The organism is Streptomyces yamdrokensis (assembly GCF_053890455.1).
This window is the reverse complement of the sequence record NZ_CM132679.1, coordinates 2,545,037-2,558,078: the sequence shown is the minus strand read 5'-3', so window position 1 is coordinate 2,558,078 and position 13,042 is coordinate 2,545,037. Positions and strand designations below refer to the sequence as shown.

Sequence of the window (13,042 nt, the reverse complement as noted above, 5' to 3'; positions counted from 1 at the left end):
CGCCCGTGTGCTCAGCGTCTGAAGTCTCCGGGCTGCGAATCGGCCGGACCGTTCTGGTCCCGGCAGAAATCCAGAAGTCAGCCACCAAGGAGACCGAACCGTGAAGAGCGCCGTGGAGACCCTGAACCCGACCCGGGTTCGGCTCACTGTCGAGGTGCCCTTCGAGGAGCTCAAGGACAGCCTCGACGCGGCGTACAAGAAGATCAACCAGCAGGTCACGGTGAAGGGCTTCCGCAAGGGCAAGGTCCCGGCCCGGGTCATCGACCAGCGGTTCGGCCGCGGTGCGGTGCTGGAGGAGGCGGTCAACGACGCGCTCCCGAAGTTCTACACCGACGCGGTCAACGAGGCCGAGCTGAACCCGCTGGGCCAGCCCGAGGTCGACATCACGGAGCTGAAGGACGGCGAGACGCTGAACTTCACCGCCGAGGTCGACATCCGCCCGACCATCGAGATCCCGGACTACTCCGGCATCGAGGTCGAGGTCGACGCCGTCGAGGTCAGCGAGGAGGACGTCGACAAGGCCGTCGAGGAGCTGCGTGAGCGCTTCGCCTCCACCGCCCCGGTCGAGCGCGCCGCCGAGGACGGCGACGTCGTCACGATCGACCTTGAGGCCAAGGTCGACGGCGAGGTCCTCGAGGACGGCATCGCCAGCGGCGTCTCCTACACCATCGGCTCCGGCGAGCTGCTGGACGGCGTCGACGCCGCGGTGACGGGCCTGTCGGCCGACCAGGAGGCCACCTTCACCTCCGAGCTGAAGGGCGGTTCCGCGGCGGGCAAGGAGGCCGAGGTCACCGTCAAGGTCACCCAGGTGGCCAAGCGGGAGCTGCCCGAGCTGGACGACGAGTTCGCGCAGCTCGCCTCCGAGTTCGACACCCTCGAGGAGCTGCGCGCGGACAGCCGCAAGCGCCTGGAGAACATGAAGCAGTACGACCAGGCCACGCAGGCCCAGGAGCGCGTCCTGGACAAGCTGCTCGAGCTGGTCGAGGTCCCCGTCCCGGAGAAGCTGCTCGAGGACGAGATCAACACCCGTAAGCACAACCTCGAGCACCACCAGCTCGGCCAGATGGGCCTCGACCTCGAGAAGTACCTCGAGATCCAGGGCAAGACCGCCGAGGAGTTCGACACCGAGACCCGCGAGGCCGCGGTCAAGGGCATCAAGACCCAGTTCGTCCTCGACGAGCTGGTCAACCAGGAGAAGCTGAACGTCAACCAGGAGGAGCTCACCGAGCACCTCATGCGGCGTGCGGCCTCCTCCGGGATGTCCCCCGACCAGTTCGCCCAGGCGGTCGTCGAGGGCGGCCAGGTTCCGCTCCTGGTCGGCGAGGTCGCCCGCGGCAAGGCCCTGGCCGCCGTGGTCGAGAAGGCCACGGTCAAGGACACCAACGGCGAGATCGTCGACCTCGACGACGAGGAAGAAGAGGGCGAGGGCGCCGAGGCCCCCGCCGCGGACGCCGACGAGGCCCCCGCCGAGGCCGAGGCCGACGACGCCAAGGCCGACAAGGCCGGGGAGAAGACCGAGGGCTGACCCTCGCGTCGCCTCTGACGGACATACGACGGGCCCCGGACATTCAGCGCCGGGGCCCGTCTGTCGTACGGCAGGGCAGTACACCCAGGGGCGCGGGGCCGTGCCGGTGTGCGGCTCCGCCGCGTGGGCGCGGCCGGCCGCCCCGCTCCGAGGCGCTTCTTGACGGGCCTTTGCGGCGTCGCGACGCCCGGCACACGCTCCCGGCCCGCCGGACACGCCGCTCCTTCTTCCACGGAGATCCACCGGAAGCGCCCCGCCGGACCTCCACCGGCGGACACGCCCACGACGCGGGAACCCGGCGCACCCGGCGGAGCACCCTGCGCTCACAGCGAACACCCCCCGCTCCGGGATTCCCCGAAGGAGCCCGCGCGTTAGGGTCCATGAGTACGAGGGCAGGGGAGTCCGCGAGCACGGCCGGACGGCCCCACGCCCCGGCAGAACACGTGAGACGGCCCGGCGCCGTCGTAAGACGAGCAGGTGGATACGTGACGAATCTGATGCCTTCAGCCGCCGGCGAGCCTTCTATCGGTGGTGGCCTCGGCGACCAGGTCTACAACCGGCTGCTCGGCGAGCGGATCATCTTCCTCGGCCAGCCGGTCGACGACGACATCGCCAACAAGATCACCGCACAGCTGCTGCTCCTTGCCGCCGAACCGGACAAGGACATCTTCCTCTACATCAACAGCCCCGGCGGCTCCATCACCGCCGGCATGGCGATCTACGACACCATGCAGTACATCAAGAACGACGTGGTGACCATCGCCATGGGCCTCGCGGCCTCGATGGGTCAGTTCCTGCTCAGCGCGGGCACGCCCGGCAAGCGCTTCGCACTGCCGAACGCGGAGATCCTGATCCACCAGCCGTCCGCCGGCCTGGCCGGCTCGGCCTCGGACATCAAGATCCACGCCGAGCGGCTGCTGCACACCAAGAGGCGCATGGCCGAGCTCACCTCCCAGCACACCGGCCAGACGATCGAGCAGATCACCCGCGACTCGGACCGCGACCGCTGGTTCGACGCCTTCGAGGCCAAGGAGTACGGCCTCATCGACGACGTCATGCCCACGGCCGCGGGCATGCCGGGCGGCGGCGGCACCGGGGCGGCCTGAGCGGCCCACGGGAGCCACACGGCCCCGTAGGACCCCCACCGGACCCCGACCCGGACGGGACCGGCTCCGAGCAGACCCGCTCGGGCCGGCCCGGACCGGCTCGGAGGGCCCGGTGGCAGCCCCAGCAGCCCCGGCCCACCGCCTCAGCCCCTTTCCAGGAGACACTGTGAACGACTTCCCCGGCAGCGGCCTGTACGACCGCACCCGTGCCGAGTACACCGGCCCCGCGGCCGAGTCCCGCTACGTCATCCCGCGCTTCGTCGAGCGCACCTCCCAGGGCATCCGCGAGTACGACCCGTACGCGAAGCTCTTCGAGGAGCGCGTGATCTTCCTCGGCGTGCAGATCGACGACGCCTCCGCCAACGACGTCATGGCGCAGCTGCTGTGCCTGGAGTCGATGGACCCCGACCGGGACATCTCCGTCTACATCAACAGCCCCGGCGGCTCCTTCACCGCCCTCACGGCGATCTACGACACCATGCAGTACGTGAAGCCCGACGTGCAGACGGTCTGCATGGGCCAGGCGGCCTCCGCCGCCGCGGTCCTGCTCGCCGCCGGTACGCCCGGCAAGCGCATGGCGCTGCCGAACGCCCGCGTGCTGATCCACCAGCCGTACAGCGAGACCGGCCGCGGCCAGGTCTCCGACCTGGAGATCGCCGCCAACGAGATCCTCAGGATGCGTGCGCAGCTCGAGGACATGCTGGCCAAGCACTCCACCACGCCGGTCGAGAAGATCCGCGAGGACATCGAGCGCGACAAGATCCTCACGGCCGAGGACGCGCTGAACTACGGCCTGATCGACCAGATCATCACCACCCGGAAGATGGACAACTCCAGCCTGCGCTGACGCGTGGGGCCCGGGAGGCTGTATCGTCTGCCGCCCCTTGGCATGGTTCATGACGGTCCGCGTCGAAGCGAACCGTGCCGAGGGGGGCCCGAACGGGGGGCCCGGCAAGGTACCGTCGGACATAAGGCAGCACCAGGAGTCGTTGGACGTTGACGTCCAGGCGGCTCCCAGGCGAAGGGGAAGCACACCGTGGCACGCATCGGTGACGGCGGCGATCTGCTCAAGTGCTCGTTCTGCGGCAAGAGCCAGAAGCAGGTCAAGAAGCTCATCGCAGGGCCCGGTGTGTACATCTGCGACGAGTGCATCGACCTCTGCAACGAGATCATCGAGGAAGAACTCGCCGAGACCAGTGAGGTCCGCTGGGAGGAACTGCCCAAGCCCCGGGAGATCTACGAGTTCCTCGAGGGGTACGTGGTCGGCCAGGAATCGGCCAAGAAGGCCCTCTCCGTCGCCGTGTACAACCACTACAAGCGGGTCCAGGCGGGGGAGAACGGCGGCGCCCAGGGCCGCGAGGACGCCATCGAGCTGGCGAAGTCCAACATCCTGCTGCTGGGCCCCACCGGCTCCGGCAAGACCCTCCTCGCCCAGACCCTCGCCCGCATGCTGAACGTCCCGTTCGCGATCGCGGACGCCACCGCCCTCACCGAGGCGGGGTACGTCGGCGAGGACGTCGAGAACATCCTGCTGAAGCTGATCCAGGCCGCCGACTACGACGTCAAGAAGGCCGAGACCGGCATCATCTACATCGACGAGATCGACAAGGTCGCGCGCAAGAGCGAGAACCCGTCGATCACGCGCGACGTGAGCGGCGAGGGCGTCCAGCAGGCCCTGCTGAAGATCCTCGAGGGGACCACGGCGTCCGTCCCGCCGCAGGGCGGCCGCAAGCACCCGCACCAGGAGTTCATCCAGATCGACACGACGAACGTGCTGTTCATCGTGGGCGGTGCCTTCTCGGGCCTGGAGAAGATCATCGAGGGCCGTGCGGGGGCCAAGGGCATCGGCTTCGGCGCCACCATCCGCTCCAAGCGGGAGATCGAGTCCAAGGACCAGTTCGAGCAGGTCATGCCGGAGGACCTGGTCAAGTTCGGCATGATCCCCGAGTTCATCGGCCGGCTCCCGGTCATCACCTCGGTCCACAACCTCGACCGCGAGGCCCTGCTCCAGATCCTGATCGAGCCGCGCAACGCGCTCGTCAAGCAGTACGAGCGGCTCTTCGAACTCGACGGCGTGGAGCTGGACTTCGAGCGAGAGGCCCTCGAGGCCATCGCCGACCAGGCCATCCTCCGCCAGACCGGCGCCCGCGGCCTGCGCGCCATCATGGAGGAAGTCCTCCAGGGCGTCATGTACGAGGTCCCGTCCCGCAAGGACGTCGCCCGCGTGGTGATCACCGCGGACGTGGTCCTCTCCAACGTCAACCCGACCCTGATCCCGCGCGACGCCCGCGGCCGCGGACCGGGCGAGCAGAAGACGGCGTAGGGAACGGCGGCAACCGCCGTTCCCCGCACATGCGAAAGGGCCCCGGTCGAGCGACCGGGGCCCTTCCGCGCTCCCGCGTAGTGCGCGGGCACGCTCCGCGTACTACGCGGGCACGCGCACGTCGTCGCGGAGCTTCGTGGCGATGTCCGCGGCGGCGTCCTTCGTGATGTCCTTGGTGTTGTCACCGGGGGAGACGACGACGACCGTGCTGTAGTCGGCCCAGATGCAGAACCAGTTGGTGGTCTCTTTCTTGGTGAGGTTGTTGTTGCCCTTGCCCGCCTGGCACTTCATCACCGCACCGTCGAGGTCGACCGCCTCGGGCTCGCCCACGAGCTCGGTCATGAGCTCGTTGGACGAGTCCCCGTTGGACGAGTTCTCCCTGGTCTCCTTCTCGATGTTCGCGAAGAGCTTGTCCACGGCCGCCTCGGGGTCCTCGACCTCGCCGTAGGCGCCGAAGAACGTGACGCCCTTCGCCTTGAGCAGTTCGTCCTGGCCGGGCATGTCGGCCGGGTCGGGGTTCGCGGGGTCGTAGTTGCTGAAGTCGGCCGTCGAGTAGGAGGCGCCGACGGACCTGCCGTCCTTCACGCCGCCCTTGGCCAGGTCCTTCGTGGTGCTGGAGCTCGAGTCCTCGCCGGCCTCACCGACGCGCGTGTACTCGCCGATGACCGTTTCCGGCGCCGAGAGCTTGTGCGGGCCGTCGTCCTCCAGGCCGCCCGCGCCGCCGCCCCCGCCGATCACGAAGTACGCGCCGACACCGATCGCCACCACGACCGCCACCGCGCCGATGATCCAGCCGGCCTTCTTGGCGCCGCCACCCGGTGCCGGGGGCTGGGGCGCGCCGTACGGGGCCTGGCCGTAGGGGGGCTGCTGCGGCGGGACGCCCTGGCCGGGCTGGGGCGGGTAGCCGTACCCGGGCTGGCCGGGCGGCGGGGTCTGCTGGGGGTAGCCGTAGCCGGGCTGCGGAGCCTGCGGCTGTTGGCCGTAGGGACCCGGCTGACCGTACGGTCCGGGCTGCTGGGGCTGCCCGCCGTACGGGCCCGGCTGGTTGTAGCTCATGTTCTGGGTTCCCCTCCAGATGCTTATGTGTCGCTGACATCCTGTCTCAGCTCCGGCGTGATCAGGCCGTCGGGGGGTGCACCGTTACAAAGGAAACGCGTTTCGGGACTGGCCCGTGACACCTCTAAACTGAGGCTCGTGACCGAGAACTCTCAGCAGCCGCAGTCGCCCACCTCCGAACTGCCGACCCAGTACGCGCCGGCCGACGTAGAGGGGCCGCTGTACGAGCGCTGGGTGGAGCGGGGCTATTTCGAGGCCGACGCGAAGAGCGACAAGCCCCCGTACACCGTCGTCATCCCCCCGCCGAACGTCACGGGCAGCCTGCACCTCGGGCACGCCTTCGAGCACACCCTCATCGACGCCCTCACCCGCCGCAAGCGCATGCAGGGCCACGAGACGCTGTGGCAGCCCGGCATGGACCACGCCGGCATCGCCACGCAGAACGTCGTCGAGCGGGAACTCGGCAAGGAGGGCAAGTCCCGGCACGACCTGGGCCGTGAGGCCTTCGTCGAGCGGGTCTGGCAGTGGAAGGGCGAGTCCGGCGGCCAGATCTCCGGGCAGATGCGCCGCCTCGGCGACGGTGTCGCCTGGTCGCGCGAGCGCTTCACCATGGACGAGGGGCTGTCCCAGGCCGTCCAGACCATCTTCAAGCGGCTCTACGACGACGAGCTGATCTACCGCGCCGAGCGCATCATCAACTGGTGCCCGCGCTGTCTGACCGCGATCTCCGACATCGAGGTCGAGTACCAGGACGACGACGGCGAACTCGTCTCCATGACGTACGGCGACGGGGACGACACCATCGTCGTCGCCACCACCCGCGCCGAGACGATGCTCGGCGACACGGCCGTCGCCGTCCACCCCGAGGACGAGCGGTACAGGCACCTGATCGGCAAGCTCATCAGGCTGCCGCTGACCGACCGCTCCATCCCGGTCGTCGCCGACGAGCACGTCGACCCCGAGTTCGGCACCGGTGCCGTCAAGGTGACCCCGGCGCACGACCCGAACGACTTCGAGATCGGCCGCCGCCACGACCTGCCGTCCCTCACCGTGATGGACGAGCACGCCGTCATCACCGTCCACGGCCCCTTCCAGGGCCTGGACCGGCTCGAGGCCCGCTCCGCCATCGTCGCCGCGCTGCGCGCCGAGGGCCGGATCGTCGCCGAGAAGCGGCCGTACGTCCACAGCGTCGGCCACTGCTCGCGCTGCAAGACCACCGTCGAGCCCCGCCTGTCCATGCAGTGGTGGGTCAAGGTCGGCCCGCTGGCCAAGGCGGCGGGCGACGCCGTCCGCGACGGGCGGGTCACCATCCACCCGCAGGAGATGGAGAAGCGGTACTTCGACTGGGTCGACAACCTCCACGACTGGTGCATCTCGCGGCAGCTGTGGTGGGGCCACCGGATCCCCGTCTGGTACGGGCCGGACGGCGAGGTCGTCTGCGTCGGACCCGACGACGAGGCACCGAGCGGCGAGGGCTGGCACCAGGACACCGACGTCCTCGACACCTGGTTCTCCTCCGGCCTGTGGCCCTTCTCGACGCTGGGCTGGCCCGAACAGACGGAATCGCTCGCGAAGTTCTACCCGAACTCCGTCCTGGTCACCGGCTACGACATCCTCTTCTTCTGGGTCGCCCGGATGATGATGTTCGGCCTGTACGCGATGGACGGCACCCCGCCGTTCCACACCATCGCCCTGCACGGCATGGTCCGCGACCAGTTCGGCAAGAAGATGTCGAAGTCCTTCGGCAACGCGGTCAACCCGCTGGACTGGATGGACAAGTACGGCTCCGACGCCCTCCGCTTCACCCTCGCGCGCGGCGCCAACCCGGGCACCGACGTGCCGATCGGCGAGGACTGGGTCCAGGGCTCCCGCAACTTCGCCAACAAGATCTGGAACGCGACCCGCTTCGCGCTGATGAACGGCGCCACGGTCGACGGCCCGCTGCCGGACGCGTCGAAGCTGTCGTCGACCGACCGCTGGATCCTCTCCCGGCTGAACTCGGTCGTCGCCGAGGTCGACGCGTTCTACGACGACTTCCAGTTCGCCAAGCTGTCCGACACGCTGTTCCACTTCGCGTGGGACGAGGTCTTCGACTGGTACGTCGAGCTGTCCAAGACGACGTTCCAGGCGGGCGGCGAGCCGGCCGAGGCCGGCAAGCGCGTCCTGGGCGAGGTCCTCGACGTCACGCTGCGGCTGCTGCACCCCGTGGTCCCGTTCGTCACCGAGACCCTGTGGACCACCCTCACGGGCGGCGAGTCGGTCGTCGTCGCCGACTGGCCGACGGCGGTGTCCGTCCCCGGCGCCGACACGCCGGGCGGTTTCCGGGACGCCGGCGCCGAGCGGGAGATCGAGACCCTCCAGTCCGTCATCACCGAGGTCCGCCGCTTCCGCGCCGACCAGGGCCTGCAGCCCGGCCAGCGGGTCCCGGCCCGGCTGTCCCTCGACGGCTCGGCGCTCGCCCCGCACGAGGCGGCGATCCGGCAGCTGCTGCGTCTCCAGCCGGAGGGCGACGCGTTCACCGCGACGGCGACCCTGCCGGTGGCGGGCGTCGAGGTCGCCCTGGACCTGTCCGGGGTGATCGACTTCGAGGCCGAGCGCAAGCGCCTCACCAAGGACCTCGCGGCCGCGCAGAAGGAGCGTCAGCAGGCCGAGGCCAAGCTGGGCAACGAGGCGTTCCTGGCGAAGGCCCCCGACCACGTGGTCGACAAGATCCGTACCCGGCTGGCCAAGGCGGACGAGGACATCACCCGCATCGGGGCCCAGCTGGAACGGCTCCCGAAGGCGTAGCCCCGGCCGTCCCACGTCCTCGAGAGCCCCCCGGAGCCCGAGCGGTTCCGGGGGCTCTCGGCTGCCGTGGGGCGGATGCGGGCGGATACGTAGACTGGCCCCGTGAGCGACCTCCCTCCGAACGGCAACCACGACGACCACGGTGACCACGACGACCACGGTGACCACGACGACCGGCCGGATCCCCTCTACCCTCTCGACTCTCCCGACCCCTTCGAGGAGATCATCGAGGCGGAGACCCACCGGGACCCCGACCTCGCGGTGATCGAAGCCGGCAGCCGCACCCTGCGCACGCAGGGCGGCGCGCCCGAGTCCGACGTGCCCGCGCGGCCGGCGGACCCCGAGGTCGACAAGGCGCTGCGGGAGGTCGAGGGGGAACTGGCGTCCCGCTGGGGCGAGACCAAGCTGGAGCCCTCCCTGACCCGGGTCGCCGCGCTGATGGACGTCCTGGGCGAGCCGCAGCGCGCGTACCCCTCGATCCACATCACAGGCACCAACGGCAAGACGTCCACCGCCCGCATGATCGAGGCCCTGCTCGGTGCCTTCGAACTGCGCACCGGGCGTTACACCTCGCCGCACGTCCAGTCGGTCACCGAGCGGATCAGCCTCGACGGCGCGCCGGTCTCCGCCGAGCGGTTCGTGGAGACGTACCGGGACGTCGCGCCGTACGTCGAGATGGTCGACGAGCGGCAGGAGCACCGGCTGTCCTTCTTCGAGGTGCTCACCGGCATGGCGTACGCGGCCTTCGCCGACGCGCCGGTGGACGCGGCCGTCGTCGAGGTCGGCATGGGCGGCAGCTGGGACGCCACCAACGTGATCGACGGCAGTGTCGCCGTGGTGATGCCGATCGACCTCGACCACACCGACCGGCTCGGCACCACGCCCGCCGAGATCGCCGCCGAGAAGGCCGGCATCATCAAGCCGGACGCGACGGTGATCATGGCCCAGCAACCGGTCGACGCGGCCCAGGTGCTGCTGAGGAAGGCCGTCGAGGCCGACGCGACCGTGGCCCGGGAAGGACTGGAGTTCGGGGTCGTCGCCCGGCAGGTCGCCGTCGGCGGCCAGCAGCTGACCCTGCGCGGCCTCGGCGGCGAGTACTCCGAGGTGTATCTGCCGCTGCACGGCGCCCACCAGGCGCACAACGCCGCCGTGGCGCTCGCCGCCGTGGAGGCGTTCTTCGGCGTGGGCGCCCAGCGCGCCGAGCCGCTGGACATCGACACCGTCCGCAAGGCCTTCGCCGCCGTCGCCTCACCGGGCCGGCTGGAGGTCGTACGCCGGTCGCCCACCGTCGTGCTGGACGCCGCCCACAACCCGGCGGGCGCGCGGGCCGCGGCCGGGGCGGTCGGGGAGGCGTTCCAGTTCAGCCGGCTCATCGGCGTGGTCGGCGCCAGCGGGGACAAGAACGTGCGCGGGCTGCTGGAGGCCTTCGAACCGGTCTTCGCCGAGGTCGTCGTCACACAGAACTCCAGCCACCGCGCGATGGACGCCGACGAACTGGCCGGGATCGCCGTCGAGGTGTTCGGCGAGGACCGCGTCCAGGTCGAACCCCGGCTGCCCGACGCGCTGGAGGCGGCGATCACGCTCGCCGAGGAGGAGGGCGAGTTCACCGGCGCCGGTGTGCTCGTCACCGGTTCCGTCATCACCGTCGGCGAGGCCCGACTGCTTCTGGGGAAGGGCTGAGGAACCGTGCGTACACTCTGCGCGTCGACCCTGATCGGCGAGTTCTTCGTCATCGGTTTCGCCGGACTGGTCGCGATGAAGGACCCGGACCTGGCGACCGGCACCGTGTGGACGGTCTGCGGCATCGCCATGTTCCTGTCCGTGGCACTGTGCGGGGTGATCACCCGGCCCGGCGGCGTCGCCCTCGGCTGGGCCCTGCAGATCCTGCTGATCGCCTCCGGCGTCTTCGTCCCGATGATGTTCCTCCTGGGCGTGATGTTCGCGGCACTGTGGTGGGCCTCGGTGCACTACGGGCGGAAGATCGACGAGGCGAAGGCGATGTTCGCGGCACGACAGCGGGCATAGCGGGGCGTTGCCGGTGCCGGGTGCCTCACCGTGCCCGGCACCCGGGCCCTCTTCGCCGGCGCGGGGACGATCCCGGCTTCCCCCTGTGCCCGGCTCACCGCCGGCCGTGCTCCCCGCGACAGCGGGGCCACCGGGCGAGGTCCGGGTGCCGACCCCGCTGCCCCACCGGGTAGCCTCGGGCCATTCGACTTCCTGGCCTGCAAGGAGCCGCACACCATGACACAGCGCACCCTCGTCCTCCTGAAGCCGGACGCCGTCCGCCGCTCACTGGTCGGCGAGATCCTCAGCCGTATCGAGCGCAAGGCCGGCTGGCGGATCACCGCGCTGGAGCAGCGGACCCTGGACCGTGCCACCCTGGAGCAGCACTACGCGGAGCACGTCGGCCGCCCGTTCTACGAGCCGCTGATGGAGTTCATGGCCTCCGGCCCCGTCGTGGCGATGATCGTCGAGGGTGAGCGGGTCATCGAGGGCGTGCGCCAACTGGCCGGTCCGACCGACCCGGTCGCCGCGGCCCCGGGCTCGATCCGCGGGGACTTCGGCGTCATCGTCCGGGAGAACCTGATCCACGCCTCCGACTCCGAGGAGTCCGCCGAGCGCGAGGTGAAGATCTTCTTCCCGGGCCGCGCCTGACGTTCACGGGCAACACCGTCCGCATCGGCCGCGCGTGACGGCCCCACGGGTACGGGCCGTGCGTGCCGATCGCCCGCGTGGCCGTACGTGGCGTACCCGCCGTGCGCGAGGAATGCGCACAACGGTTGTGTACAACACGCGTACGGCAAGGGACGCGAGGGCCGCACGCGACGATCACCCGCCAAGGTCGCGCATAACAATCACGTAGCGTCCGTGGGCTGCGGTTTCGGCCGCCTGGCGATGGTCTGGGGGCTTTGCCCCCGGACCTTTTCCACGAACGAGTGGCGTTCGGGGGAACGAATGCCCCCGATGGCCCGTCTCCGCAAGCAACGGGATCCGCCATCCGATGACAATGGCGAAGACCCTCGCGCCGTGTTCGCGATGGCGCGTCTACGATGGAAGCCTTCGCGTCACCGCACCCACCTCGCCTACCTGAAAAGCCCTCAAAAGCCAGTGGGAAGGCCAGACGAATCCTGATGGGGAACTCAATGTCGTTCATCGGCCGTGACATGGCTGTCGACCTCGGGACCGCCAACACGCTGGTGTACGTCAGAGGCCGCGGGATCGTACTCAACGAGCCGTCCGTCGTGGCGATCAACACCAATACCGGTGGCATCCTCGCGGTCGGGTCCGAAGCGAAGAAGATGATCGGGCGCACCCCCGGCAACATCGTCGCCGTCCGCCCCCTGAAGGACGGCGTCATCGCCGACTTCGAGATCACCGAGCGGATGCTCCGCTACTTCATCCTGAAGATCCACAAGCGGCGGTACCTGGCCCGCCCGCGGGTCGTCGTCTGTGTCCCCTCGGGCATCACGGGTGTGGAGCGCCGTGCCGTCATCGAGGCGTCGTCCCAGGCCGGCGCCCGCCAGGTGCACATCATCGAGGAGCCCATGGCCGCGGCCATCGGCTCCGGCCTGCCGGTCCACGAGGCCACGGGCAACATGGTGGTGGACATCGGCGGAGGCACCACGGAGGTCGCGGTCATCTCCCTCGGCGGCATCGTCACCGCCCAGTCCATCAGGGTCGCGGGCGACGAACTGGACAACGCGATCATCCAGCACATCAAGAAGGAGTACTCCCTCCTGCTGGGTGAGCGCTCGGCCGAGCAGATCAAGATCACGATCGGTTCGGCGTACGACCTCGACTCCGACGAACACACCGAGATCCGCGGCCGGGACCTGGTCTCCGGGCTGCCCAAGACCGTGGTCATCTCCGCCGCCGAAGTCCGCAAGGCGATCGAGGAGCCCGTCAACGCGATCGTGGACGCCGTCAAGACCACCCTCGACAAGTGCCCGCCGGAACTGTCCGGCGACATCATGGACCGGGGCATCGTGCTGACCGGTGGCGGCGCCCTGCTGCGCGGCCTGGACGAGCGGCTGCGCCGGGAGACGGGCATGCCCATCCACATCGCCGAGGACCCGCTGGACAGCGTGGCGCTCGGCTCCGGAAAGTGCGTCGAGGAGTTCGAGGCACTCCAGCAGGTGCTGGACGCCCAGCCGCGCAGATGACACCTCTTCGATTCCGCCGTACGGGACGATCTCCTCTCGTACGGCGGATCGTTGATATAGAGACACCAGCCCATTCATACTT

General features: G+C 69.6%; 10 protein-coding genes. 9 read left to right on the top strand and 1 reads right to left on the bottom strand.

The features are described 5' to 3' along the window. Positions 1-100 precede the first annotated feature (100 nt). From tig to clpX, 4 genes are all read left to right on the top strand, one after another. The gene (tig, locus tag ACWZEH_RS10895) at positions 101-1,525 is read left to right on the top strand and encodes a trigger factor (RefSeq protein WP_456197851.1); all 1,425 of its coding nucleotides are present in this window, start codon (positions 101-103) and stop codon (positions 1,523-1,525) included. Between the two features lie 497 nt (positions 1,526-2,022). Next, positions 2,023-2,631, top strand: a complete 609-nt coding sequence (locus ACWZEH_RS10890) for an ATP-dependent Clp protease proteolytic subunit (protein ID WP_456199536.1) — start codon at positions 2,023-2,025, stop codon at positions 2,629-2,631. A gap of 166 nt (positions 2,632-2,797) precedes the next feature. Further along, positions 2,798-3,478, top strand: a complete 681-nt coding sequence (locus ACWZEH_RS10885) for an ATP-dependent Clp protease proteolytic subunit (protein ID WP_456197849.1) — start codon at positions 2,798-2,800, stop codon at positions 3,476-3,478. A gap of 189 nt (positions 3,479-3,667) precedes the next feature. Next, a complete protein-coding gene (gene clpX / locus ACWZEH_RS10880; RefSeq protein ID WP_456197847.1) occupies positions 3,668-4,954 on the top strand; it encodes an ATP-dependent Clp protease ATP-binding subunit ClpX in 1,287 nt (428 codons plus the stop codon). Between the two features lie 102 nt (positions 4,955-5,056). Here the strand turns inward: clpX and ACWZEH_RS10875 are convergent, their stop codons facing one another. Further along, positions 5,057-6,010 (bottom strand): hypothetical protein, encoded by a 954-nt coding sequence (locus tag ACWZEH_RS10875; protein ID WP_456197845.1) that lies wholly within the window; start codon positions 6,008-6,010, stop codon positions 5,057-5,059. A gap of 138 nt (positions 6,011-6,148) precedes the next feature. On the opposite strand from ACWZEH_RS10875, the gene ACWZEH_RS10870 reads away from it, so the two are divergent. From ACWZEH_RS10870 to ACWZEH_RS10850, 5 genes are all read left to right on the top strand, one after another. Then, on the top strand, positions 6,149-8,797 hold the full coding sequence (locus ACWZEH_RS10870) for a valine--tRNA ligase (protein WP_456197843.1): 2,649 nt from the start codon (positions 6,149-6,151) through the stop codon (positions 8,795-8,797). Between the two features lie 102 nt (positions 8,798-8,899). Then, positions 8,900-10,477: a bifunctional tetrahydrofolate synthase/dihydrofolate synthase gene (gene folC / locus ACWZEH_RS10865; RefSeq protein WP_456197841.1), complete on the top strand. Its 1,578-nt coding sequence runs from the start codon at positions 8,900-8,902 to the stop codon at positions 10,475-10,477. A gap of 6 nt (positions 10,478-10,483) precedes the next feature. Continuing rightward, entirely contained in the window at positions 10,484-10,822 is a 339-nt protein-coding gene (locus ACWZEH_RS10860) for a DUF4233 domain-containing protein (protein ID WP_456197839.1), read from the top strand. Positions 10,823-11,038: 216 nt separating this feature from the next. Further along, positions 11,039-11,452, top strand: coding sequence for a nucleoside-diphosphate kinase (gene ndk / locus ACWZEH_RS10855; protein WP_456197838.1), 414 nt, complete (start codon positions 11,039-11,041; stop codon positions 11,450-11,452). A gap of 488 nt (positions 11,453-11,940) precedes the next feature. Further along, positions 11,941-12,960 carry a rod shape-determining protein gene (locus ACWZEH_RS10850; protein WP_456197836.1) on the top strand — a complete coding sequence of 340 codons (1,020 nt, stop codon included), beginning with the start codon at positions 11,941-11,943 and terminating at the stop codon, positions 12,958-12,960. Positions 12,961-13,042 lie beyond the last annotated feature (82 nt).